The organism is Halorubrum sp. SP9, from assembly GCF_005435015.1.
In the GTDB taxonomy this organism is placed as follows: domain Archaea; phylum Halobacteriota; class Halobacteria; order Halobacteriales; family Haloferacaceae; genus Halorubrum; species Halorubrum sodomense.
Genome location: NZ_SGXU01000013.1, coordinates 81,935 through 105,103 on the forward strand (window position 1 = coordinate 81,935; position 23,169 = coordinate 105,103).

Genomic DNA, 23,169 nt, shown 5'->3' on the forward strand with positions numbered 1-23,169 from the left:
ACGTGGCTACTCGAACGTCGTCAGCGCCCCGACCGGGGCGTCGGTGATCGCTCGCGCGCGGTCCATCCCCTCGTCCCCGACGGCGATGAGCGCGAACACGCCGGTAACGTCGGCGTCGCCCTGGAGCGCGATGTCCAAGAGGAGCTCCTGGGTCTCGCCCGAGCGGATCAGGTCGTCGACGACGAGGACGGTGTCGCCGGCGTCGACCGCGCTCGCGGGGAGGTAATAGGTGAGTTCGATGCCGGAGGCGAGCCGCTGGCGCGACTCGATGAACTCCTCGACGGCGGTCTCCTTCGACTTCTTCGCGTACGCCAGGCGGGCGTCGAAGAAGGAGGCCATCGCCGCTCCCAGCGTGATCCCGTCGGTCGCGGCCGTCAACACCACGTCCGGCGACTCGAACTCGAACGTCTCCGCCGCGACGGGCGCCACCAGGTCGAGGAACGACTGGTCGAAGACGACCTCGGAGTTGTCGACGTACCCCTCGTCGTCGAACTCGACGCGCGCGACCAGTTCGTCGGCGAGCGCCTCCCGCCCCACCGACTCGACGACCTCGCTCGCTCGCTCGGTGCCGGGGAGCACGTGGCCGTTCACGTACCGGTTCAGGTCGCCCGCCGGCAGTCCGGTCACGTCGGACAACTCCTCGTACGTTCGCGTCTCTTTTAACATCCGCAACACGGCGACCGCCTGTAGCTGGAGGGCCGCCTTCTCTGCGCGGTTCATACGGATGATCGCGATCGCACAACTATGAATACGTCGAAGTCGCGTGCGGCGTGAATATCCACGAGCGTGCGTCACACGGCCGCGGATTCGGACGGCGGGCGACGGACCTCGACGCCGATCCTCACGACCGCCTCACGCCTCGGGCGCGTCGAAGAAGACGGCGGGCTCGTCGATCGCGATCTCGACGTGGTCGCGGTCGTCGAGGGGGCGCAGCCGGACGGTAAGCGCCCCCGCCGCCTCGGCGGCCGCGCGCAGCGCGGCGAGGTCGTCGCTCGCGAGGTACGTCGGCACGCAGACGGCCACCGCCGCCGCCTCGTCGGTGGCGACCACCAGCCGGTACGCGACCCCGTCCGCGGCGCCGGCGTACACGTCGACGCCGTCGATCGCGGCGTCGTCGACCGCGGAAAGCGCCGCGTCGAACTCCGACTCGGGCAACAGCACGTCGATCCGGGCGTCGTCGTCGACGGGATTCACGTCGCCGGGATGCCCCGCGATCGCGGTCCAGCCCCGCTCTCGGTACGCCGCCGCCGTCGACTCCGCGTCGTCCTCGACGGCTCCCCATCGCGGTCCGGGATCGGTTCCGTTCACGATCCGCGGCTACCGGCCGCACCCGTACATATGCGTCGGTCCCGGTCGGTCCCCGTCGGTTCTCGTCACGCTCCGATCCCTGCTGGCCGTCGCACCGATCGCGACTCGCTCCTGTCAACGGATCGCTAGCAGACGGGCGCGGTAGGGGCACTCTCTGCCGGTAGGTTCATAACGCTCTGTCGTTTGAGATCGCCTATGCCTACTGACAGCGATGATCACGTCGACAGGCGGACGGTGCTCAAGTACGCCGGAACGGCCGGTGCGGTCGGACTCGCGGGCTGTTCCGGCAACGGCGGCGGGTCGGGCGGCGGCGACGGAACGGGCGGCGGGAACAACTCCGACGGCGGCGGGTCGGACGGCGGCTCCGGCGGCGACACCTTCGAACTCGGCGTCACCATGGGCCAGATGGACTCCGGGCTGGACCCGCAGGACCACGCCGAGACGAACACCGAGATCATCACCGGGCAGATGTACGAGGGCCTGCTCGACCGCGACAAGGAGGGCGGCATCATCGCCGGCCTCGCCAACGAGTGGGAGCGCACCGACGACGGCAGCGTCCGGTTCACCCTGCGCGACGGCGTCACGTTCCACAACGGCGACGACCTGACCGCGGAGGACGTCCGGTTCAGCATCCGTCGAATCGCCTTCAACGACGTCGGCATCGTCAGTCCGCAGACGAACGACCTCGGCCCGGTCTCGGAGGTCACGACCGGCGACGGGGAGGTGACGGTCTCCTTCGACGGGTACAATCCGATCGCGTTCCAGCTGTTCGCGACGAACGGCGACGTCATGCAGCAGTCGTGGGTCGAGGAGCACGGCAGCGACTACATCAACCGGAACGCCAACGGAACGGGGCCGTTCCGTCTCACCGAGTACCAGTCGGGTAACGTGGTCCGCTACGGGCCGAACGAGGACTACTGGGACGGCGCGCCGGCGGTCGACGAGCTCTCCATGAGCGCTTCCAGCGAGTCGAGCACGCGGGTCAACCAGCTGCTCGCGGAGGAGGCCGACATCGTGACGAACGTCCCGCCGAACGAGGTCTCTCGGGTGAACAGCTCCGACGTCGCGACGATCAACTCCGTGGCGAGCGCGCGGATCATCTTCCTCCAGATGCGCTACGACGTGGAGCCGTTCTCCAGCCAGCAGTTCCGGCAGGCGATGAACCACGCGGTCGACGTCGGGAGCATCATCGAGAACGTGCTCAACGGCTTCGGGAACCTCACCGCGCAGCCGACTCTCGAGGGCCACGTCGGCTACAACCCCGACATCGAGCCGTACCCGTACGACCCCGCCGAGGCCGAGCGGCTCGTCGAGGAGTCGGGATACGCCGGCGCGGAGATCACGCTTCAGACGCCGATCGGGCGCTACCTCCGCGACGTCGAGATCGCGCAAGCGGCGGCCAACCAGATCGACTCGCTGTCGAACGTCTCCTGTGAGCTGCAGCAGCGCGAGTTCTCCTCGCTCGTCCAGGACGTCACGGCGCCGAGCATCGAGGACCGCCCGCACTTCACCCTTCTCGGGTGGGGGAACGCGGAGTTCGACGGCAGCCAGACCCTGACGCCGTTGCTCTCCTCCGAGGGCGCGCTCACGGTCCTGAAAAACGACGAGCTCGACGGGCTCCTCGAAGAGGCGGAGACGACCCGGGATTCCGACGAGCGAGTCGACATCCTTCAGGAGGCGAACCAGCTCGCCCACGACCTCGCGCCGTGGGTGTTCATGCACCAGCAGTTCAGCGTCTACGGCGTCTCCAGCGATATCTCTTGGGAGCCGCGGGCCGACGAGTTCATCGACCCGGACACCGCCACGCAACAGTAACGCGATCCCCACCCTCACCGCTCTACATCCTCAGTAATGTCATTCGGAAGATTCGCACTCAAAAGAAGCCTCCAAGGGATCGGCGTCGTCTGGGGCGTCGTCACCGTCGTGTTCGCGCTCCGGTTCGTCACGCCCGGCAGCCCGATCAACGCGGTCGCGCCGCTCGACGCCTCGCAGGAGACGCGACAGGCGATCGCCGCCGAACTAGGGCTCGACCAGCCGCTGTACGTCCAGTACGGCCAGTACGTCTTCGACCTCCTTCGCGGCGACATGGGGTTCTCCTACATCCGCGGCCAGGACGTCGCGACGCTCGTGTTCGGTCGCCTCCCCGCGACGGTCGAGCTGGCGGTCGCCGCCAGCGTCGTCGCCATCGTCCTCGCGATTCCGCTCGGCGTGGTCAGCGCGACCCGCCGCAACGAACCGGTCGACTACGGCGCGACGCTGCTGTCGCTCGGCGGCATCTCCACCCCGAACTTCTGGCTCGGGATCATGCTCATCCTGGTGTTCGCCGTGCAGTTCAACGTGTTCAACACCAGCGGTCGCGGCGTCACCGTCGTCGACGTCGCGCAGTCGGTCGTCGGTCCGGCGCCGGTGTTCGGGACGCTTCTCGCCTGGCTCGCGTACATCACGCTGCCCGCTATCGCCCTCGGCACGTACTTCATGGCGCTCATCACCAGACTGACGCGGTCGGGGATGCTGGACGAACTGAGCAAGGGGTACGTCCAGGCCGCGCGGGCAAAGGGACTCCCCCGGACGCTGATCCGGTACAAACACGCGCTCCGGAACACGCTGATCCCGGTGATCACCGTTCTCGGCTTACAGCTCGGGACGCTGATCGGCGGCGCCGTGATCACGGAGGCGGTGTTCTCGTGGCCCGGACTCGGCACGCTCGTCATCGACAGCATCAACACCCGGGACTGGCCGACGCTACAGGGCAGTCTCATCGTTATCGGGACGAGCTTCGTCCTCGTCAACATCCTCGTCGACGTGGTGTACGCGTATCTCGACCCGGAGGTAATCACCGACTAATATGGTCTCGTCACGTGTCATTCGAAATCTCAAAAAGGAGTTCAAACGGAGCGGGCTCGCGAAGCTCGGGCTGGCGCTGGTGGTGGTCATCGTGCTGACCGCCGTGTTCGCCCCGTTCATCGCGCCCCACAACCCGACCGACCAACAGCTCAACCAGAGCGAGCTGCCGCCGATCGGCTTCTCGCAGACGGAGGAGCGGACCTCCTCGCAGATGGTCGACGGCGAGATCCGGACCGTCACCGAGGAGGTCGAGATCACCGCCGACCCCGACCACGTGTTCGGCACCGACGGGCTCGGCCGCGACATGTTCTCGCGGGTGGTGTACGGCGCTCGGACGTCGCTCGTCGTCGGCGTGCTCGGCACGCTGCTGGCGGCGTCGATCGGCGTTCCGGTCGGCTTGCTCGCCGGCTACCACCGCGGCCGCGTCGACGACGTGCTGATGCGGATCGCCGATGTCAGCCTCGCGTTCCCCTCGCTCGTGTTGGCGGTCGCGCTGATCGGGCTGTGGGGCCGCGCGGCGGTGGATATCCCCGACCCGTTCGTCGCCGCCGGGCTCGCGCCGGAGATGCCCGAGACCTTCGTGTTGCCGATAACGGTGGTGATCGTCGTCGGCCTCGTCAACTGGGTGTGGTTCGCCCGGGTCGCCCGCGGGGAGGCGCTCTCCCTGCGCGGGCAGGAGTACGTGAAGGCGTCGCGCGCGCTGGGCGCCGACAACAACACGATCATCCTCCGGCACATCCTGCCGAACGCGATCACGCCGATCATCGTCCTCGGGACCGTACAGGTGGCGGCGATCATCCTCCTGGAGAGCTCGCTGTCGTTCCTCGGCTTCTCCGGCACGACGCTCTCGTGGGGCTTCGACATCGCGCAGGGGCGCGACTACGTCTCCTCCGGGCAGTGGTGGATCGCCTCGATCCCCGGGCTCGCGATCATGCTGTCGGTGATCGGGATCAACCTGCTTGGCGACTGGCTCCGCGACGCGCTCGACCCCGGCATCGAGGGTGAAGGGGGTGCCGCATGAGCGACGCCGGGCGGCCGGGCGGCGATCCGGCCGGGAGCGAGTCCTCCGCGGCGACCGACGGCGACGCGGCCGACGGCCTCGGCGCCGCTCCCCCCGGCGAGGCGACTCCGACCGGGGTTCCTAGTGCCGACGACGTGCTGTCGGTCCGCGACCTCTCGACGCGCTTTTTCACCGAGGAGGGACAGATCAACGCGGTCGAGTCGGTGTCGTTCGACCTCCGGGAAGACGAGATCCTCGGCGTGGTCGGCGAGTCGGGGTCCGGCAAGTCGGTGACCGCGCTGTCGCTCGTCGACCTCGTCGAGAGCCCCGGCCGGATCACCGCCGGCGAGGTGTGGTACCGGGACGGCGACCTCGCGGAGGAGTTCAGCGACGCGGAGGCGGTGCGGGTCGACGGCGACCACGTCGACCTCCGGACCGTGCCGGCGAACGTCCGGCGGTCGCTTCGCGGCCCCTCCTTCAGCGTCATCTTCCAGGACCCGATGAGCAGCTTCAACCCCTCGATCACGGTCGGCGAGCAGATCGCCGAGGCGGTCGAGGTCCAGCGCCGGGCGCGGGCGAACCCCCGTTCGACGCGCTCGCGGACCCAGGGGTACGGGCTCGGGAAGTACCTGCTCGACGGGCTCGTTCCCGGCCGCGACTACACGAGCGAGGAGAGCATGGACCGGGCGGTCGAACTGCTCGGGCAGGTCGGGATCCCCGACCCGGAGGAGCGCGTCGACGAGTACCCCGGCCAGTTCTCCGGGGGGATGCTCCAGCGCGCGATGATCGCGCAGGCGCTCGCCGGCGAGCCGGACGTGCTGATCGCCGACGAGCCGACGACCGCGCTCGACGTGACGATCCAGGCGCAGATCCTGAACCTGCTGAAAGAGATTCAGGCGGAGCGCGGGATGAGCGTCGTCCTCATCACCCACGACCTCGGTGTGATCGCGGAGATGTGCGACCGCGTCTGCGTGATGTACGCGGGCGAGGTCGTCGAGCGCGGCACGCTCGACTCGGTGTTCGAAGAGACCGTTCACCCGTACACGCGGGGGCTCCTCGGTTCGATCCCCGACGTGGACGACCCGCGGGCGCGGCTCGAGCCGATCGCGGGCAACGTCCCGAGCCTGGTCGACGCCGAGATGGACGACCGGTGTTACTTCGCGGACCGGTGTCCGAAGGCGATGGACGCCTGCCTCGAGAAGCCGGCCGAGGCGACGGTCGACGCCGCGGCCGACCACGGCGTCAAGTGCGTCCTCGCGGCCCGCGAGTACGACCCGGCGGACGCGCTCCGGGACGACTACTTCGGCGGGGGCGGCGACGCCGCCGGTCCCGACGACGGTGCCGCGGCCGCGACCGACGGAGGTGACGACGAATGAGCGACTCGCTGCTCTCCGTCGAGGGACTGAAGAAGTACTACGCGGACGACCCGTCGCTCCTCGACCGCCTGCTCGGGGAGGAGTCGGCGAGCGTGAAGGCGGTCGACGGCGTCTCCTTCGACGTGCGCGAGGGCGAGACGCTGGGGCTCGTCGGCGAGTCCGGCTGCGGGAAGTCGACGACCGGCGAAACGGTGTTGCGGCTCCGGGAGCCGACCGCCGGCGAGATCGCCTTCGACGGTGCGGACGTTCGCGGGATGGGGTCGCAGGAACTGACGGAGTTCCGGCGGCGCGCGCAGATCGTGTTCCAGGACCCGTTCTCCAGTCTCGACCCGCGGATGACCACCGGAGACATCGTCACGGAGGGGCTCCGAATTCACGACATCGCCGACAAGGCCCAGCGCCGCGAGACCGCGCGGGACCTGCTCGAACGCGTCGGCCTCTCCGCCGACCAGATCGACCGGTACCCCCACGAGTTCTCCGGCGGCCAGCGCCAGCGGATCGGGATCGCCCGAGCGCTCGCCTTAGACCCCGACTTCGTCGTCCTCGACGAGCCGGTGTCGGCGCTCGACGTGAGCGTTCAGGCGCAGATCCTCAACCTGCTCGAAGACCTGCAAGAGGACTTCGGGCTCACGTTCCTCTTCATCGCGCACAACCTCGGCGTGGTCCGGCACGTCTGCGACCGCGTCGCGGTGATGTACTTAGGGGAGATCGTCGAGATCGGCCCGGTCGAGGAGATATTCGACGACCCCGCGCACCCGTACACGAGGGCGCTGTTATCGAGCGTCCCGCGGGCGAGTACGGACGCCCGCGACGAGGAGTTCGAGACGCTCCACGGCGACGTGCCCTCGCCGCGGAACCCGCCCGCGGGCTGTCGGTTCCACACGCGCTGTCCGGAGGCGCGCGCGGCCTGCCGGGAGTCGGCGCCGCCGGGATACGACGTGGGTGACGGCCGGACCGCCGCCTGCTTCCGCGCGGACGACGGTCACGCGTACTGGGACAGCGATCCGATCGGCCAGAACGAGGCGGCCGAGGGAGCGGCCGACACCGGCGAGCCGGCGGACGACTGAGCGCCGGCGTCGCCGCGGTCCCCCCGAGCCGCCGGCCGCGACCGTCGCCGACCGAACGTCTTCGCGACCGCCGATTCGTTTATATGCTACGCCCCGAACAAGTTCGTCAGTCGTACCCCGAGGCGAGAAGCCGCGACCGGGTTATGCCGCCGCTTCCCCTCGATTGAGACATGACGCACAGTGACTCCGGTTCCGACGGCGGCTTCGCGCGGCGAACGATCCTTCAGGCGGCTGGGCTCTCGGGCGTCGCCGGGCTGGCGGGCTGTATGAGCCAGACGGTCACCACCGCCGCGACCGGTGACGGTGCGGGACCGACGCAGACCGACGACGAGGAGCCCGCGCTCCCCGAGACGGGCTCGCCGGAGGTCGTCGACCTCGACGAGCGCGGCCGTGAGGTGACGCTGCGCACGGTCCACGCCCGCCACGCGGCCCACCCCGGCGGCTCGCTGGGCGGGCCGGTCGAGATGCCGGTGACGTGGGCGTTCCAGGCCGACGACGGGACGCCGAGCGTGCCCGGGCCGGTCCTCCGGGCGACCGAGGGCGACGACCTGTCGATCACGCTCGACAACACCGACGGGGAGATGCCCCACACGCTCCACTTCCACGGGGTCTCGAAGTCGTGGAAGGACGACGGCGTCCCGTCGACGACGGGACTCACCGTGATGCCCGGCGAGACGCACACCTACGAGATCGGCGCGGACGTGCCCGGCACCCACCTCTACCACTGCCACTTCAACACCCCGATGCACATGGACATGGGGATGTACGGGATCCTCCGGATCGATCCGAAGGGGTACGAGGCGGCCGACGTCGAGCAGTTCATGACGCTGAAGGACTGGGACACGCGGCTCTCCCGGTCGTACGGCGGCGAGGACGCCGCCTACGACATCCAGAACCGGCGGCCGGACGCGTTCACGATCAACGGTCGCGTCGCGCCGTACACGTTCAACCCGGACCACGGCTCGCCGATCGTCGTCAGCCGGGGGGACACGGTGCGGCTCCACCTGGTCAACGCGGGGTTCATGGCCCACCCGATACACACGCACAACCACCGGTTCCGCACGGTCGAGAAGGACGGCGCCGAGTACCCCGAGGTGTTACAGCTCCCCGAGGACGTGGTGAACGTCGCGCCCGCGGAGCGGTACACCGTCGAGTTCGAGGCGAACGCGGATCCCGGCATCTACCCGATGCACTGTCACAAGGTCGATCACGTCCAGAACGACGGGATCTACCCCGGCGGGATGCTCACCGCCATCGTCTACGAGCAGGCGATGGGTTCGGACGTGTTCGCGGACCTCATGGGAAAGGCGGGCTACGAGCTCTGAGGTCCGCGTACGGCGGGCCGCGCGGACTGCTCTCTCCTACCGCTCTCCGCCTACCGCTCGCGCACGACGACGAACTCCGCGAGGTCGCGGAGGTACTCGATCGCCTCGGTCTCCGGCGGGTCCGCATCGTCGAGCGCGGCCAGCGCCCGCTCGGACTCCGCCCGGGCGCGCTCGTCGATCTCCTCCGGCGACAGCGACGTGACCTGGAGCACCGAGGGCCGGTCCATCTCGGCGTCCTGTCCCGTCGGCTTGCCGAGGTCGTCGGCGTCGGCGGTGGCGTCCAACACGTCGTCGCGCATCTGGAAGGCGACGCCGACGCGCTCGGCGTACTCCCCGAACGAGTCGATCGCGTGGGGGTCGGCGCCGCCCGCGACCGCGCCCAGCTCGGCGGCCGCGCGGAACAGCGCGCCCGTCTTCCGGCGCGCCAGCTCCATGTACTCCGCCTCGGTGCTCGGACGCGCCGCGAGCTCCGTCGCCTCGCCCTCCCCGAGTTCGACCATCGCCTCGGCGACGGTGCGCATCGCGCGCGGGTCGGCGGAGAACAGCGCGAACGCCTCGCCGAGCAGGCCGTCGCTGGCGATGATCGCCGGGCCGTAGCCGAACTCCGCCCACGCGGCGGCGGTGCCCCGGCGGACCTCGGAGCGGTCGATGATGTCGTCGATCACGAGCGAGGCGTTGTGGACGAACTCGATGCCGGCCGCGAAGTCGACCGCCTGCTCGGGGTCGCCGTCGAACGCCTCGCAGGCGAGGACGGTCACCGCGGGGCGGACCCGCTTGCCGCCGGCGAGGACGACGTGGCCGACCTCCTCGGACAGCTCGTCGGGCTCGACGTCGTCGATGACCGACTCGATCCGGTCTTCGACCAGCCCGACCCGACGCTGCAAGTACTCCATCTACCGTTCGGAGGGTCCCGGCGCGCAAAGGCCTAACGGAACGCCCGCCGAGCGCCGGATTCGGGCGACGGCGACGACGCCACTTATCCCTATTACTGCGGCGGCGCGTGCCTGCGAGCGGCCGCCCTCGGCGGCCGCGAGACAGCAAGCGCGAGGGAGTCGCTGGCGCCGACGGCGCCAGCGACGAGGCTGGGGAGGCGTGAGGGGCGGGGCGGTGCCGTGCGGGGCGGGGCTCAAAGGGGCAGTCGCGAGGACGCCGCAGACGACGTAAGCACCGCAGGGAGCGAACGCAGTGAGCGACCGAGGAGCGCAACGAGTGTGCGGCGTCCTCGCGACTGGGGCTTTGGCGGTGTTCACCGTCGAGCTACAATCAGTTATTTATAAGCGAGCGGATGAGGATTTGGCGGTGTCAGATGTCGATCTGGGTTCAGTTATTTATAAGTGATCGATCACCGGAGCGGCGACCGTCGCCGCCGCCCGGTCCCGTTTATAAGCCACGCTGAACGCCCGGCTGTTCATTTATAAGCAACTCCCGCTCAGAACGACCGTCTACTCGAACCGCACGCCCAGATCGTGGAGGCCGTCGTTGTTCGAGGCGACGTTGATGAGGAGCGGCGTGAGCCCCTCGATCTCGGGCGCGTTGGCGATCCCGCCGGCGTCGAGGGCGCGCAGCCCCTCGATCCCCTCCGCGACGTCCGCGACGGTCCGTTTCGCGTCCTCGTCGTCACCGATGACGAGCGTGTCGACGCCCAACTCGGCGTCGAGGTTCGCGAGCCGCGCGGCCGCGAGGTTGTGGAACGCGCCGACGACGGCGACGCCCTCGGGCGCCGCGTCCGCGACGATCTTCGTCACCGAGCCCGCGCCGGGCTTGTGATAGTGGAACCCCTCCTCGTCGCGTTTCATCCCCGTGGCGGGCGAGACGAGTACGTCGCCGTCGTCCAGCGACGCCGCCACCGCCTCCACGGTGTCGCCGACGTGGTACGGCGGGACCGCGAGGACGACGACCCGCGCGTCGGCGGCGACCGCGGCGTTCTCGCCGCCCGTCACCGCGGCGTCGAGCCCGCGGCTCTCCAGCTCGGTGGTGTACTCTTCGGCCTTGGTCTCGGCTTTCTCGGCCTCTCGTGACCCGACCGCGACCCGGTGGGGCGTGTCCGCCGCCAGCCGCAGCGCGAGTCCCTCGCCGATGTCGCCGGTGCCGCCCAAGATGGCGATTTTCATACGATCTGTGGGGCCGCTCGCGGCTTATGGGTTGCGCGACCGGCCGTCCTCGCCACGACCGAAGGCGACCGGACAGCGGGGGACTCTTGACCGATCGCGCGGAGGCGACTTCTATGGACGATCAGGACCGCGTCGCCGCGTTCATCGATGAGTACGGACTGAAGACCGACCTCGCGTACCACGCTCTCGACTTAGAGTGCGAGGTCGGCGAGATCGCGAAGGAAGTGACAACCTCGACCGACTACGGACGCAACCCCAACGCCGCCTCGATCGCGACCGACGAGATCGGGGACGCGCTGTTCGCGCTGCTCGCGCTCGCCGAGGCAGCCGACGTCGACGCCGACGAGGCGCTCGCCGAGGCGCTGGCGAAGTACGAGGCGCGGATCGAGTCGACCGGCGATGCCGGCTCGGGGCAATAGCGTCCTGGGCGACGAGGCCGGCTCGAGGCGGCAGCGACGCTCCGGGGGTGTCGGTTCAAGTGCGTCGGCCACCTACCCGACCCCATGGCCGAGACTCCGTCGCTCGCACTCCGCTACATCGTCTGCGACGCCTGCGAGACGGTGTTCGCGCAGCCCGACGAAACCGACGAGCCGGCCGCCTGCGGCCGGTGTGGCGCCCGGCGGGTCCGCGAGCTTCGGAGCGTCCGCGGGCCGGACGCCTACTTCTCCCCCTGACCCCGGCCTGCGGGGCGGGACGCCGCCGTCGACTTACCGCAGGTCATCCATCTCCAGCTCTCCGGCCGCGATCGCCCGCAACTCCTCGTCGGAGAGACGGTCGATCACGAACTGCGGCATCCCCTCCGGCAGCCCGGCCGGCACCGACCGCCCGCCGTCCGTGCGAGACGCCGCGGAAGGCCCGCCGCCGTCTGCGGTCAACCGGCGAACGGCCCGCTCGAGGGTCTCGACCGCCGCCGACTGCCGCTCGCTCTCTTCGGCCAACCCTGTCATTCGCTCGCTGATCCGGTTCGACTGCTCGACCACCCCGTCGACCGTCGCGGCGATCTCTTCGGCCGCGGCGGCCTGCTCGTCGGTCACGTCCGAGACCTCGTCGATCCCGTTCGCCGTCTCCGTCACCGCCTCGGCGATGGCAGTGAGGCTCTCGGTCGCGTCGTCGACGCGCTCGCTCCCCTCGTCGACCCGGACAGTCGTCTCCGAGAGGCTCTCGACGGTCTCATCGGTGTCGGTGCGGATGCCCTCGACCATCGCTTCGATGTCGCTCGCGTGGCCCTGCGACTCCTCCGCCAGCGACTTTATTTCGTCCGCGACGACGCCGAAGCCGGCGCCGGCGTCCCCAGCGCGCGCCGCCTCGATCGAGGCGTTCAGCGCGAGGAGGTTCGTCTGGTCGGCGATGCCGTTGATCGCGTCGACGAACTCGTCAATCTCCTCGACCCGGTCTTGAAGCGTCTCGACGTCCTCCGCCACCTCGTCGACCGCGGCACCGATGTCGTCCATGGCCGCCGCGGCGTCGTCGGCCGCGTCTGCCCCGTCCTCCGCGAGCGTCTCCGCCCGACCGCTGGTCCGCTCGACCTCGTCGGCGGTCGACGCAACCTCCTCGACCGTCGCCGAGAGGTTCGCCACCTCCGAGGAGACCTCGGCGACCCGCCGCGACTGGTCCTCGGCCGCGTCGCCGACCTCGGCGGCGCTGTCGGCGACGTCGCTCGCCGACTCGCGCAGGTCGGCGATCGGCTCTTCGACCTCCTCTTCCACGTCCGCCATCAGCCGCTCGTTCTGCTCGATCGCCGCCGAGAGTTTCTCGCTGTACGAGTGGATGTACGTGTCCGTGACGACCTGCATGTCGAGGTTGACGATCCGGAGGATAGAGAGCAGGTCCTCGATCGCGTCGTCGACCTCCTCCTCGACCGCCGCCGCGGTCGCGTCGTCGACCGTCTCACCGGCGGCGTCGGGGGCCAGCCGGTCGGTGAGCGAGTCCGCGAGGCGGTCGCCGACGATCGGCAGGATGAGGTCGTAGTACACGCCGTACTGGCCGAGGTAGTGTTTCATCGGCATCTCCAGCACGTCGTGGATCTTCCCGATCCGCGCCCGGTCCTCGAAGTACTCCTCGCCGTACTCGCCCCCGGCGAGCGTCACGAGGTACGCCGACTGCGTCCGCTTGAGCTGTTCGATACCCTTCTCGGACCGACCGATCACGTCGACCGTCTGCTGGTGGCCGGTGAGGTTCTCGTAGAAGTCGTCCGCTACTTGGTCGGCGTTCTCCGCGAATGCGTCCTCGTACCGGCTCAGGCGCCGCTCGTCCTCCGCGTCGAAGCCGACGAACTCTTTTCGCCACGCGATCTCGTCGGCGTCGAGCCCGATCTCGTCGACAAGTTCCGACGCGTCGAGCCCCTCGTTCAGGCCGCCCCGGCCGAAGTCGTCCCGGCCGTACTCTCCGGATGTAGCCATACCGAAGCTTCTCTGCTTGGGTTATATAAATGGTGACCCGTGCTTCTCACCGGCGATACCGGGGATCAGCGGGGCGGCTCGGGGACGGACGATCGGGAACGCGGCGTCGGCGATCGCCTAGTCGTCCCCGGTCGCCCCGCTTCCCTCGCCCGCCTCGGCGGCGGGCTCGACCGCGACGGCCGAGTGCTTGAACTCGGGGATCTTCGCCTCGGGGTCGAGCGCGTCGCCGGTCAGCGCGTTCGCGAGCGGCTCCGGGTAGTGGAACGTACAGAACGTCACGCCCTCGCGGACCGCCGGCGTGACCTCGGCCGCGACCTCGACGGTCCCGCGCTCGTTCGAGACGGTCACGCGGTCACCGTCCTCGATGCCGCGCTCCGCGGCGTCGCTCGGGTGGACCTGGAGGGCGTCCTCGCCGCGCATCGCCACGAGCCGATCGGAGCGCCGGCTGAGCGCGCCGCTGTTGAAGTGCTGGAGCACGCGGCCGGTCGTGAGGACCAGCTCGTCCGGGTCGAGGTCGTCCGCGGGCGGGACCGGGTCGACGACCGCGAGGGGCGCGGTGCGCTCGCCGGTCGCGAACGTCTCCGCGTGTAACACCTCCGTGCCGCGCCCCGCGTCGGCGTCGAACGGCCACCGCTGGTAGCCGTCACCGATCCCCGCGTAGCTCATCCCCTCGTATATCGGCGCGACGCGGGTCAGCTCCTCGAACGCAGCCTCGGGGCGGTCGTAGTCGAACGCCTCCGGGCGGTCGGTCAGCCGCCGGCCGAGGGCGGTCAGGATATCGAAGTCGCGGCGGGCGTTCCCCGGCAGGTCGGCGTTCGGCCGCATCCGCAGCACGCGCCGGTCGGTGTTCGTCACCGTGCCGGACTTCTCGGCCCACGCGCTCCCGGGGAGGACCACGTCCGCGTGCGCCGCCGTCCGCGTCTCGAACAGGTCGATCACGACGCAGTAATCGAGGTCGTCGAACGCCGACGCGACCGCGGTCGCGTTCGGCTCGGTGACCGCCGGGTTCTCGCCGAAAACGACTGCCGCGCGCACGTCGTCACCGAAGCGGTGGGTCGCCTCGACCTCGGTGAGTCCGGGCTCCGCCGGCGGCTCGACGCCCCACTCGGCGGCGACGCACTCCCGGGCGTCCGGGTCGGTCACGGGCTCGTAGCCGGGGAGCACGCTCGGGAGCCCGCCCACGTCGCTCGCGCCCTGGACGTTGTTCTGGCCGCGCAGGGGGTTCACGCCGGTCCCGGGGCGGCCGACGTTGCCGGTCAGGAGCGCGAGGTTGAGGAGGGCGTGGACGTTGTCGGTGCCGCAGCGGTGCTGGCTCGTCCCCATCCCCGTCACGATCGCGGCGCGGTCGGCCTCGCCGTACGCCCGCGCCGCCTCCCTGATCGCCTCGGGCTCGACGCCGGCCGCCTCGGCGTTCGCGGCGACGTCCACGTCGACGAGGCGTTCGCGCAGCCGGTCGAACCCGGTCGTGCGCTCGTCGAGGAACGCCTCGTCGACGAGGCCCTCCTCGACGAGCGTCGCGGCGACCGCGTTCAGCAACTCGATGTCCGTGCCGGGCCGCAGCGGGAGGTGGACGTCGGCCGCCTCGGTCGTGTCGTTCGCGCGCGGGTCGACGTGGACCAGCGTCGCGCCGTCGCGGACCGCCGGGAGGATGTACGACCGGAACGCGACGGGGTGTTGCTCGGCCGGGTTGGCGCCGTTGACGAGGATACAGTCCGCCTCCCCCAGGTCGTCGAGGGTGTTCGTCATCGCGCCCGCGCCGAGCCGCTCGCTCATCGCCGCGACCGTCGAGGCGTGACAGAGCCGCGCGCAGTTGTCCACGTTGTTCGTCCCGAGGACCCGCGCGAGCTTCTGGAGGACGTAGTTCTCCTCGTTCGTGCAGTTCGAGGAGGCGAAGAACTGGACCGCGTCCGGCCCGTGCTCGTCGACCACCTCGCCGATCCCCTCGACCGCGCGGTCGAGCGCCGCCTCCCACGGCGCCGTGACGAAGCGCCCGTCGTGACGCACCAGCGGCTCCGTCAGGCGGTCGTCGCTGTCGACCACGTCGAACGCGGCCGCCCCCTTCGGGCATATCTCGCCCCGCTCGTTCACCGGTCCCTCGACGCCGGTCGCGCTCCCGCGGCCGGCGTACTCGACGCTGCAGCCGACGCCGCAGAACGGGCAGACGGTGGGGTTCGACTCGAAGCGCCGCTCGGTCGTCTCGCTCGGGTCGGTCATCGGCTTCGGGTAGGAGCTCTAGGCCCCTCCGAACCACACCGGCGTAGCGTGGCCTTTTATCACGCGGTCGGCCGACCGCGGCGGCTCACCCCGTCACGGCGTCCCCGCCGACCGGCGCCACGTGGCGGCCGAGCGACAGGGCGCCGGCGGTCACGAGGCAGGCGGTGAACGCGATCGTGCCGAGCTTCCCGCCGAAGCCGACGAAGTACGGCGTCGCACCGACAAAGACGGCGCCGGCGACGCCGCCGGCCAGCAACATCGGCCCGGGGCCCGGGATCCGCTCCGGCGTGGCCATCCCGGCGAACGACGCGCAGAAGGCGACCGCCGCGACCGCGTCGCCGGCGGCGAACAGCGGCGGGCAGACGACGCCGGCGACGAGCCCGACGACCGCGCTCCCGACGACCGGGCCGTGGTCGAGCCTGACGGAGAGGAGGTACGTGACGACCGCGGCGAGGCCCGCCGCGGCGACCAGTCCCGCCGCGACCGTCGGCTCCGGGACCGACCCCGTTCCGGGGGCGAGCCCGCCGAACGCGGCCACCGACAGGCACCCGACGAACGCCGTCGTGCCGAGCTTCCCGCCGAACCCGTTGAACGCGCGCTTCGCGAGCACGAAGACGGCGGCGGCGGCGACCGCCGCGGCGGCCACGGCGCCGAGGTCGGCCCCGGCCGCCGGGGTCGCCATCCCGACGAACGAGCCGCAGTACGCGGGCGCGCCGTACGTCTCCGTCAGGAGGTGCGCGCAGAGCCCGACGAGCGCGGACGCCACGACCGGCCCGGTGCCGACCGTCACGGAGAGGGCGTACGTGACCGGCGCCGCAACGGCCACGGCGGCCGCGTTGCCGAGGTCGGTCCGCGTGACGCGGAAGCCGTCGGTCCGCAGCGCGTCTCGGGTCTCCTTCGCGGCGACGTATCCGAGGCTCACCGCGACGACGGCGAGGACGACCGCTCCGATCAGCGGGTCCGGCCCGGCGTGGACTCCAACCGCGAGGCCGGCCGTCGCCGCGACGCTCATTCCGGCCCCGGCACCGGCCAGGGCGAACGCTCCGAGGGCGTGGATCGCTCGGTTCACGGCCCCGACTCGGTGCGGCTGCCCGATACAGGCCGACCCTCAGTACTGCGGGCCTTCTCGGGGGCCGAACGTCCCGCTCGTTGGGGATCAGGCCTTTGTGTCCGTCGCACGAACCGGCGTTCGATGGGAACCGACGGGAAGTCCCCCGGCGACCCCGCGACGCCCGACGGCGTCCGGGCGGGGATCGCGATCCACGGGACGGGGAACTGCCCGCTCGTCGACGCGTCGACAGCCCACGACGGCCCGATTACTGGCATCAACTGGACGCACGCGGGCGACACGCACACCGAGGAGTTCCGCGTCCGCCACCCGGACGCGGTCGACGCCGCGGAGGGCATCCCGGACCCCGAGTCGGTGGTCGACCTCGGCGACGAGCGGGTGTACCGGTACGACCGCCCGCGCGACGGGGGGTGCGCCTGTCGGGTCATCGAGGAGCTCGACTGTCCGATCGCGGACGCGCGCGCCGAGGACGGCGTCCTCCTCTTGACGCTCCATCTCCCCGAACTCGAACGCCTGCGCGACGTCGTCTCTGCGCTCGACGGGAGCGCGGAGCGCGTCGAAGTCCGCTACCTCGTCGAGGGCACGGCGCGCGACGACGGGGCGTCGGACCGGACCCTCGTCGACCGCGGCCGGCTCACCGACCGCCAGCGCGAGGTGTTGCGGACCGCCTACCGGATGGGGTACTTCGAGCGCCCCCGCGACGCCAACGCGCGCGCGGTCGCCGACGCGCTCGACATCTCCCCGTCGACGTTCGCCGAACACCTCGCGACGGCACAGCGGAAGCTCCTCAAAGAGACGCTGGCCGAGAACTGACGGCGCTCTCGTCTCAGGCGGCGTGCTCGTCGATCGCGGATTCGAGCGTCGCGCGGTCCTGCGCGCCGACGAACCGGTCGACCGCCTCGCCGCCCGCGTACAGGACGAGCGTCGGGATGCTGCGCGCGCCGAGCTGCTGAGCGACCGCCTGGTTCGCGTCGACGTCGACCTTCGCGACCGCCGCGTCGGTCTCGGCCGCGAGCGCCTCGATCGCCGGCTCCATCATCTGACACGGGCCGCACCAGTCGGCGTAGCAGTCCACGAGGACCACGTCGTGGTCGTCGACCGTCCGCTGGAACTCCTCCGTTCCGTTCACGTGAACCGGCTCGCTCGGAGTCCCCGCCCCACCGTCGTCGCCGGCGTCGGTTCCGGCGGCCCCGTCGAGCGTGTCGCCCTCGTCGAGACGCGCTTCGAGCTCCCGGCGCTTCCGTTCGCGGATGCGTTCGCGCTCGGTCCTCGCGTCGTCGCCCGTCGGTTCGTCCGCGTCGGCTGCGTCGCTCATGCGACAGTATTGGGTGTTTGGAACAATATACTTTCCGCCGCCGGATCCGCCTCTCGCCTCACTCCGTCGATCCGAGGAGGCCGTCGAGCCCGGCCGCCGCGAGGTCGACGTTGTCCGCGACGAGGTCGGCCGCGCGTTCGTACGGGGACCGGTCGGTCGCCGCGCCATCCGGGCGCGTCCGACCCCCGCTCGCGAAGACCCGCTCGACGAAGGCGTCGCGCACGACCGCCGTCTCGAAGAGCCCGTGGAGGTAGGTCCCGAAGACGCGGTCGGTGGCGACGCTCTCGGCGCCGAGGGGCTCTGTCGCTAAGTCGCCGCTCGCGGCGTCATCGAGGAGCCGCGTCCGCCCCGCGTGGATCTCGTAGCCGGTCGCGCGCCCCTCGGCGCCCGCGATCGGCCCGACGCCGTCGACGGCGCACGTCACGCGCTCGACGCGCTTCTCCGCCGAGAACTCGGTCTCGACCGGGAGGAGCCCGACCCCCGGAACCGTCTCGCGGTCGCCGACGCCCTCGACGTCGGCGTCGACGAGCCGCTCGCCGAGGATCTGATACCCGCCGCAGACGCCGACGACCGGGCCGTCGAAGGCGCGCAGCGCCGCGTCGAACCCCGCCTCGCGGAGCGCGAGCAGGTCGTCGACGGTGTTCTTCGAGCCGGGGAGGACGACCGCGTCGACGCCGTCGAGCGCGGTGTCGAGCGGCAGGTAGGCGACGCGGACCCCCGGCTCGCGCGCCAGCGGCTCCAGGTCGGTGAAGTTGGAGATGCGCGGGAGCCGCGGAACGCCGATCCGGACGGCCGCCTCCTCGGAGACGCCGTCGTCGGCGCCGAGGACGCCGGCGTCGCGGCCGGTCCCTCCGTCACCTCGGTCGCCGTCTCCCGTCGCCGCCTCCGGCAGCGAGAGGCTGTCCTCCGCCGGGAGCCCCGGGTCGTCGTGCGGGACGACGCCGACGATCGGCACGCCGGTCCGCTCCTCGATCTCCTCGATGCCGGGTTCGAGGAGGGTCGGGTCGCCCCGGAACTTCGTGATCACGGCGCCGCGGACGCGCTCGCGGAGGTCGTCGGGGAGCAGTTCGAGGGTCCCGTAGAGGCTCGCGAACGCGCCGCCGCGCTCGATGTCGACCGCGATCAGGACCGCCGCGTCCGCGAACCGGGCGCACTCGACGTTTGCGAGGTCGCGGTCGCGGAGGTTGATCTCGGCGATGCTCCCCGCGCCCTCCGCGACGACGGCGTCGTGGTCGGCCGCGAGGCGCTCGTGGGCCGCGACCGCGGCGGCGCGGGCGTCGTCCCAGTGCTCGTCGTAGTACGCCGACGCCGGGGCGTTCGCGACCGCCTCGCCGTCGACGATCACTTGGCTCTCGCCGCCGCCGCGGGGCTTGAGCAGGACGGGGTTCATGTCGGTCGTCGCCGGGACCTCGGCCGCCCGCGCCTGGACGCGCTGGGAGACGCCGATCTCGCCCCACTCGCCGTCAGGCGCGAGCGCGACCCGGGCGTTGTTGCTCATGTTCTGGGCCTTGTACGGCGCGACGGAGACGCCCCGCCGCGCGAGCAGTCGGCAGAGCCCGGCCGCCAGCGTGCTCTTGCCGACGTGGCTCGCCGTGCCCGCGATCAGGACGGTGTCGGCGTCGCGGTCCGCCGCTTCGGTCTCGTCGGCGCCGCCGTCGGCCGCCGTCGCGTCGGCGTCGCTCACGCGAACCCGGCCTCCATCCTCAGTACTCCGTGCCCCGCCGAGCGCGCTGCCCGTCGTCGAACGGGTGCGCGACCTTGCGGACGTTCGTGATCAGGTCGGCGACGCCGTCGAGGTACTCCGGTTCGGCGTGGCTCCCGGTGAGGACGAGTTCGAGGTCGTCCGGCTTCGACTCGACGAGACGGACCACGTCGTCGGGGTCGACGAGCCCGCGGTCGGCCGCGTACAGCAGCTCGTCGAAGATCAGCATGTGGACGCCGTCCTCGGGCTCGCCGTCGAGCGGGAGCGGGTCGGTCAGGTCCGCGTCGGCCGCGCCCGCGACGAGCGCCTCCGCGCGCTCGAAGGCGGCCGTCGCCTTCGCCTCGTGTTCGTCGTCGGCCGACCCGTCGAGCAGGCCGTGCCAGCCGTAGTGGCCGGCGTTCTCGTAGGAGAACCCCGGCACGGCCGCGATCGCGTTGTACTCGCCGCGAACGCCCTCGACGCTGTCCGCGCCGCCCTTCATGAACTGGAGCATGTGGACGCGGTAGCCGTGGCCCGCTGCCCGGAAGCCCATCCCCATCGCCGCCGTGGTCTTCCCCTTGCCGTCCCCCCACCAGACCTGGACCAGCCCGAACTCCTCGGGCGCCGCCGGCTCGATCGGCCGCGGCTCGGGCGCCGCGCCGCCGCCCGGGGTTCGGGCGGCTGAGTCGCCGTCCGTCGGCGCCCGGTCGTCGTCGCTCGGTGCCTCGTCCGTGTCGTCCGTGTCGTCGTGGGTCGTTGTCATGGGTCGAAAACCTCCGCCCGCTCGTCGGTGACGACGCCGTGTTCGGCGTCCGCCGCCGACCCGGGCACGTCGCCGTCCGGGTACCGCGACCGCAGGCTCGCGCGGACCGCGTCCCGGACGCAGGCGCGGGCCGCCCCGCCGACCGCCGTGGCGCTGCCCGAGAACTCGGCGGGCTCGCCTGTCGGGTCGTCGCCGACGACGACCGCGTCGCTCGTCGTTCCCGGGACCCCGGCCGCCGCGAGCAGCGTCGCCGCCTTCGCCTCGGCCGCGACCGCGACGAGGTTCGCCGCGGCCCCGGGCGCCAGCCGCCGCGTCGTCCCGAGGATCAGGTTGACCGTTCCGGGTTCCGGCGGGGTCTCGGTGTCGCCCGTCGGCTCGCGGGACTCGGCCGCGGCCGCCGGTTCCGTCGGCAGCATCGCGGGGTTCGAGAGCCCGACGGTCGCGTACGCGACGACCGGTCCGAGCCGCGCGCCCCGGGCGTGGTCCATCGAGACGCCCGTGAACAGGGTCGGCGGCGCGTCGCGGTCGGCGGCGGTGCGTTCTTTCGCTCCGAACTCCGCTCGCGCCAGCCGCTCGTCGCGGTAGATCGCGAGGTCCGTCCGGTCGAACCCCGCCGGGACGGTCACGTTGTACGCGGCCGCCGCCCGCGACCGCCCGCCGTCCCACCCCGTCGAGAGCCAGCGCGTCCCCGGTCGCCGGAGCTGGAGGACGCCCTCGCGAACTGTCGCCTCAAACATCGCTCTCCACCCCTCCGTCACCGTCCGACCCGCCCTCCCCGGCCCCGCCACCGCCGACGCCGAGCGCCGCGAGGAGGCGGTCGTTCTCTGCCGGGCGGCGCACCGCGACCCGGACGTGCGCGTCGAGGCCGCGGAAGGACCGCGCGTCGCGGACGGCGACGCCCCGCTCGCGGGCCCGCTCGATCACGCGGTCGACGTCGCGGTCGCCGACGTCGAGGAGGAGGAACGGCGCCTCGGAGGGGGCCACGTCGTACCGCTCGGCGAGGGCGTCGCGCAGCCGCTCGCGCTCCCGCCGCACGCGCTCGCGGGTCTCGCGGACGAACTCGTCCTGTCGGAGGCAGAACTCGCCGGTCGCGAGCGCCGGGGCGCTCAGGTTCCACGTCCGGCGGGCGCCCCGTAGCGCCGCGCCGAGGTCGCCCGTCGCGACAGCGAAGCCGGTCCGGATCCCGGGGAGGCCGAACAGCTTGGTGAGCGCCCGCGCGACGACGACGCCGTCGCTCCCCGCGAGCGACGCGCGCTCGGTGAACCCGAGGAACGCCTCGTCGACGAGGAGGACGGCCCCGGCCGCGCGACAGCGTTCCGCGAACGCGAGGAGCGCGTCGCGGTCGTAGGCGGTTCCGGTCGGGTTGTTCGGCGTACAGACGACCGCGAGCGCGTGGCCGCTCGGGTCGGCGTCGAGGACGCGTTCGGCGTCGACGAACGCCGGCTCGCCCCCCCGGAGCCGGACCTCGCGGGCGTACTCCCCGAAACTCGGCGCCGGGAGCAGCGCGGTGTCCCCCTCGTCGACCGCGAGCGCGACCGCGGCCCGGATCGCCGCCAGCCCACCCGGCGTCGGCACGACCTGCTCCGGGTCGCAGTCGACGTAGTCGGCCGCGGCCCGCCGGAACGCCTCGGGCGGCTCCGGCGGATACGTCCGCGCCGCCTCGAAGGCCGCGCGGTACGCGCGCTCGACCCCCTCGGGGACCTCGGGGTTCGCGTTCGCGCTGAAGTCCAGCAGGTCGGGGTCGTCGCTGCTCCCGTGCGGCTCGCGGCCGAGCGCCGCCGCGCGCTCGCGGTTCACGGCGCGTCACCCCCACCGGACGCCGCGCCAGCGTCGCCCGCGTCGAGCCAGTCGACCCCGCCGCTCGGGAGCGCGGGCGCGTCCGGGTCGCCGGCGAGGATCCGTTCGGCGAGCCGGCGGTCTCCCGGGCGGTTGACGTTGACGGCGAGGCGGGCGTCGCGGGTCGCGCGGACGGCCTCGTCGCCCGCGCCGTCGAGCGCGCCGACGACGTTGACGCCGGCGGGGACGCGATCGGCGGGCGTTTCCTCGTACCGGGTCGCGGCGTCGGCGCTCGCGCCCAGCTCCCGCTTGCGCGCCGCGAGCACGCGGACCGACAGCGCGTCGGCGGCCGCCGCGGCGTGGGCGTCGAGGACCGCGTCGACGGTCGCCCCGTCGAGCAGCGGGAGGTCGACCGCGAGGGCGAGCGTCGGCGCCGTCGGTCCCTCGGCCAGCGCCGCTTGAAGATCCGCGACGTACCCGTCGCCCGGCGTGTCGACGACGGCGAGTTCGAGCGGCTCCGGTTCCGGCTCGGTCCCGCCACCGTTCTGGCGCTCGACCAGTCGTTCTCGCGTTCGCGGGGTGTGCGGCGAGACGGCCGCGTACGCGGTCTCGACGCGGCTCGCGGCGAGGGCGTCGAGCGCGCGGTCGACCATCGGCCGCCCGGCGACCGCCGCGAGCGGTTTCTCGCCGTCGCCGAGTCGCGTCCCCCGGCCGCCGCACATCACGAGAGCGTCCACGCGATCACCCCCGCGTGGAGCCCGACGACGCGGGCCACCTCGTTCGTCGCGCCGAGGACGTCGCCGCTGACCCCGCCGAGGCGCGCGTTCGCCCAGGCGTACGCGACCCCGGCGACGGCGAGCGCGGCGGCGAGGGTCGCGGCCGGGGAGACGATCGACTCTAGCTCCGCAGTCGCGTTCATCT

Annotated in this window: 23 protein-coding genes; 9 read left to right on the top strand and 14 right to left on the bottom strand. The window is 71.8% G+C overall.

Annotation, left to right across the window (positions count from 1 at the left end):
* Positions 1 to 6 precede the first annotated feature (6 nt).
* The gene (locus EXE45_RS09640; protein WP_092920833.1) at positions 7 to 720 is read right to left on the bottom strand and encodes a phosphoribosyltransferase family protein; all 714 of its coding nucleotides are present in this window, start codon (positions 718 to 720) and stop codon (positions 7 to 9) included.
* Between the two features lie 132 nt (positions 721 to 852).
* Positions 853 to 1,308, bottom strand: coding sequence for a hypothetical protein (locus EXE45_RS09645; RefSeq protein ID WP_137694199.1), 456 nt, complete (start codon positions 1,306 to 1,308; stop codon positions 853 to 855).
* Between the two features lie 195 nt (positions 1,309 to 1,503).
* Between EXE45_RS09645 and EXE45_RS09650 the strand changes: the two genes are divergently transcribed.
* The 6 genes from EXE45_RS09650 to EXE45_RS09675 all read left to right on the top strand — a co-directional run bounded on the left by EXE45_RS09650 (position 1,504) and on the right by EXE45_RS09675 (position 8,920).
* A complete protein-coding gene (locus EXE45_RS09650; protein ID WP_137694200.1) occupies positions 1,504 to 3,123 on the top strand; it encodes an ABC transporter substrate-binding protein in 1,620 nt (539 codons plus the stop codon).
* A 36-nt stretch (positions 3,124 to 3,159) separates the two neighbouring features.
* Positions 3,160 to 4,152, top strand: coding sequence for an ABC transporter permease (locus EXE45_RS09655; protein WP_092920836.1), 993 nt, complete (start codon positions 3,160 to 3,162; stop codon positions 4,150 to 4,152).
* Position 4,153: 1 nt separating this feature from the next.
* Complete coding sequence (locus EXE45_RS09660; RefSeq protein ID WP_092920837.1) at positions 4,154 to 5,173, top strand: ABC transporter permease; 1,020 nt, start codon at positions 4,154 to 4,156, stop codon at positions 5,171 to 5,173.
* A complete protein-coding gene (locus tag EXE45_RS09665; protein ID WP_241988359.1) occupies positions 5,170 to 6,528 on the top strand; it encodes an ABC transporter ATP-binding protein in 1,359 nt (452 codons plus the stop codon). The genes EXE45_RS09660 and EXE45_RS09665 overlap by 4 nt, the downstream gene beginning before the upstream one ends.
* Positions 6,525 to 7,595: an ABC transporter ATP-binding protein gene (locus tag EXE45_RS09670; protein WP_092920838.1), complete on the top strand. Its 1,071-nt coding sequence runs from the start codon at positions 6,525 to 6,527 to the stop codon at positions 7,593 to 7,595. Before EXE45_RS09665 ends, EXE45_RS09670 begins: the two co-directional genes overlap by 4 nt.
* Positions 7,596 to 7,765: 170 nt before the next feature.
* Positions 7,766 to 8,920 (top strand): multicopper oxidase domain-containing protein, encoded by a 1,155-nt coding sequence (locus EXE45_RS09675; protein WP_137694201.1) that lies wholly within the window; start codon positions 7,766 to 7,768, stop codon positions 8,918 to 8,920.
* Between the two features lie 50 nt (positions 8,921 to 8,970).
* Here EXE45_RS09675 and EXE45_RS09680 read toward each other — a convergent pair whose 3' ends face one another.
* Positions 8,971 to 9,813, bottom strand: a complete 843-nt coding sequence (locus tag EXE45_RS09680; RefSeq protein ID WP_092920840.1) for a polyprenyl synthetase family protein — start codon at positions 9,811 to 9,813, stop codon at positions 8,971 to 8,973.
* Positions 9,814 to 10,362: 549 nt separating this feature from the next.
* Entirely contained in the window at positions 10,363 to 11,031 is a 669-nt protein-coding gene (npdG, locus tag EXE45_RS09685) for an NADPH-dependent F420 reductase (protein WP_137694202.1), read from the bottom strand.
* A 113-nt stretch (positions 11,032 to 11,144) separates the two neighbouring features.
* Here npdG and EXE45_RS09690 point away from each other — a divergent pair, with 113 nt between their 5' ends.
* A complete protein-coding gene (locus EXE45_RS09690) occupies positions 11,145 to 11,450 on the top strand; it encodes a MazG nucleotide pyrophosphohydrolase domain-containing protein (protein WP_137694203.1) in 306 nt (101 codons plus the stop codon).
* 84 nt (positions 11,451 to 11,534) lie between these two features.
* The gene (locus EXE45_RS20435) at positions 11,535 to 11,705 is read left to right on the top strand and encodes a hypothetical protein (RefSeq protein ID WP_167603349.1); all 171 of its coding nucleotides are present in this window, start codon (positions 11,535 to 11,537) and stop codon (positions 11,703 to 11,705) included.
* Between the two features lie 33 nt (positions 11,706 to 11,738).
* Here the strand turns inward: EXE45_RS20435 and EXE45_RS09695 are convergent, their stop codons facing one another.
* The 3 genes from EXE45_RS09695 to EXE45_RS09705 form a co-directional block, all read right to left on the bottom strand.
* The gene (locus tag EXE45_RS09695; protein WP_241989455.1) at positions 11,739 to 13,430 is read right to left on the bottom strand and encodes a globin-coupled sensor protein; all 1,692 of its coding nucleotides are present in this window, start codon (positions 13,428 to 13,430) and stop codon (positions 11,739 to 11,741) included.
* Between the two features lie 117 nt (positions 13,431 to 13,547).
* Positions 13,548 to 15,644, bottom strand: coding sequence for a formate dehydrogenase subunit alpha (fdhF, locus tag EXE45_RS09700; protein ID WP_137694204.1), 2,097 nt, complete (start codon positions 15,642 to 15,644; stop codon positions 13,548 to 13,550).
* A gap of 85 nt (positions 15,645 to 15,729) precedes the next feature.
* On the bottom strand, positions 15,730 to 16,713 hold the full coding sequence (locus EXE45_RS09705) for a hypothetical protein (protein ID WP_394327274.1): 984 nt from the start codon (positions 16,711 to 16,713) through the stop codon (positions 15,730 to 15,732).
* Positions 16,714 to 16,836: 123 nt separating this feature from the next.
* On the opposite strand from EXE45_RS09705, the gene EXE45_RS09710 reads away from it, so the two are divergent.
* Positions 16,837 to 17,526, top strand: coding sequence for a helix-turn-helix domain-containing protein (locus EXE45_RS09710; protein ID WP_137694205.1), 690 nt, complete (start codon positions 16,837 to 16,839; stop codon positions 17,524 to 17,526).
* Positions 17,527 to 17,539: 13 nt separating this feature from the next.
* Here the strand turns inward: EXE45_RS09710 and trxA are convergent, their stop codons facing one another.
* The 7 genes from trxA to EXE45_RS21285 all read right to left on the bottom strand — a co-directional run.
* Positions 17,540 to 18,028 (bottom strand): thioredoxin, encoded by a 489-nt coding sequence (gene trxA / locus EXE45_RS09715; RefSeq protein WP_137694206.1) that lies wholly within the window; start codon positions 18,026 to 18,028, stop codon positions 17,540 to 17,542.
* 58 nt (positions 18,029 to 18,086) lie between these two features.
* Positions 18,087 to 19,712, bottom strand: a complete 1,626-nt coding sequence (locus EXE45_RS09720) for a cobyric acid synthase (protein ID WP_137694207.1) — start codon at positions 19,710 to 19,712, stop codon at positions 18,087 to 18,089.
* Positions 19,713 to 19,731: 19 nt separating this feature from the next.
* On the bottom strand, positions 19,732 to 20,472 hold the full coding sequence (locus EXE45_RS09725) for a cob(I)yrinic acid a,c-diamide adenosyltransferase (RefSeq protein ID WP_092920847.1): 741 nt from the start codon (positions 20,470 to 20,472) through the stop codon (positions 19,732 to 19,734).
* Positions 20,469 to 21,209 (bottom strand): adenosylcobinamide amidohydrolase, encoded by a 741-nt coding sequence (locus EXE45_RS09730; protein ID WP_137694208.1) that lies wholly within the window; start codon positions 21,207 to 21,209, stop codon positions 20,469 to 20,471. The genes EXE45_RS09725 and EXE45_RS09730 overlap by 4 nt, the downstream gene beginning before the upstream one ends.
* Positions 21,202 to 22,269, bottom strand: coding sequence for an aminotransferase class I/II-fold pyridoxal phosphate-dependent enzyme (locus EXE45_RS09735; protein WP_092920849.1), 1,068 nt, complete (start codon positions 22,267 to 22,269; stop codon positions 21,202 to 21,204). The genes EXE45_RS09730 and EXE45_RS09735 overlap by 8 nt, the downstream gene beginning before the upstream one ends.
* Positions 22,266 to 22,970, bottom strand: a complete 705-nt coding sequence (locus EXE45_RS09740; protein WP_092921338.1) for an NTP transferase domain-containing protein — start codon at positions 22,968 to 22,970, stop codon at positions 22,266 to 22,268. The genes EXE45_RS09735 and EXE45_RS09740 overlap by 4 nt, the downstream gene beginning before the upstream one ends.
* Positions 22,970 to 23,169: adenosylcobinamide-GDP ribazoletransferase (locus EXE45_RS21285; protein ID WP_241989456.1), on the bottom strand; the 200-nt coding region annotated here is incomplete at its 5' end. The genes EXE45_RS09740 and EXE45_RS21285, both read right to left, overlap by 1 nt.

Bases quoted from the DNA above. Each gene is read 5' to 3' on its own strand.
- EXE45_RS09640 (WP_092920833.1), bottom strand. From the start codon at position 720: ATGAACCGCGCAGAGAAGGCGGCCCTCCAGCTACAGGCGGTCGCCGTG.
- EXE45_RS09650 (WP_137694200.1), top strand. From the start codon at position 1,504: ATGCCTACTGACAGCGATGATCACGTCGACAGGCGGACGGTGCTCAAG.
- EXE45_RS09655 (WP_092920836.1), top strand. From the start codon at position 3,160: ATGTCATTCGGAAGATTCGCACTCAAAAGAAGCCTCCAAGGGATCGGC.
- EXE45_RS09660 (WP_092920837.1), top strand. From the start codon at position 4,154: ATGGTCTCGTCACGTGTCATTCGAAATCTCAAAAAGGAGTTCAAACGG.
- EXE45_RS09665 (WP_241988359.1), top strand. From the start codon at position 5,170: ATGAGCGACGCCGGGCGGCCGGGCGGCGATCCGGCCGGGAGCGAGTCC.
- EXE45_RS09670 (WP_092920838.1), top strand. From the start codon at position 6,525: ATGAGCGACTCGCTGCTCTCCGTCGAGGGACTGAAGAAGTACTACGCG.
- EXE45_RS09675 (WP_137694201.1), top strand. From the start codon at position 7,766: ATGACGCACAGTGACTCCGGTTCCGACGGCGGCTTCGCGCGGCGAACG.
- EXE45_RS09680 (WP_092920840.1), bottom strand. From the start codon at position 9,813: ATGGAGTACTTGCAGCGTCGGGTCGGGCTGGTCGAAGACCGGATCGAG.
- npdG (WP_137694202.1), bottom strand. From the start codon at position 11,031: ATGAAAATCGCCATCTTGGGCGGCACCGGCGACATCGGCGAGGGACTC.
- EXE45_RS09690 (WP_137694203.1), top strand. From the start codon at position 11,145: ATGGACGATCAGGACCGCGTCGCCGCGTTCATCGATGAGTACGGACTG.
- EXE45_RS20435 (WP_167603349.1), top strand. From the start codon at position 11,535: ATGGCCGAGACTCCGTCGCTCGCACTCCGCTACATCGTCTGCGACGCC.
- EXE45_RS09695 (WP_241989455.1), bottom strand. From the start codon at position 13,430: ATGGCTACATCCGGAGAGTACGGCCGGGACGACTTCGGCCGGGGCGGC.
- fdhF (WP_137694204.1), bottom strand. From the start codon at position 15,644: ATGACCGACCCGAGCGAGACGACCGAGCGGCGCTTCGAGTCGAACCCC.
- EXE45_RS09710 (WP_137694205.1), top strand. From the start codon at position 16,837: ATGGGAACCGACGGGAAGTCCCCCGGCGACCCCGCGACGCCCGACGGC.
- trxA (WP_137694206.1), bottom strand. From the start codon at position 18,028: ATGAGCGACGCAGCCGACGCGGACGAACCGACGGGCGACGACGCGAGG.
- EXE45_RS09725 (WP_092920847.1), bottom strand. From the start codon at position 20,472: ATGACAACGACCCACGACGACACGGACGACACGGACGAGGCACCGAGC.
- EXE45_RS09730 (WP_137694208.1), bottom strand. From the start codon at position 21,209: ATGTTTGAGGCGACAGTTCGCGAGGGCGTCCTCCAGCTCCGGCGACCG.
- EXE45_RS09740 (WP_092921338.1), bottom strand. From the start codon at position 22,970: ATGTGCGGCGGCCGGGGGACGCGACTCGGCGACGGCGAGAAACCGCTC.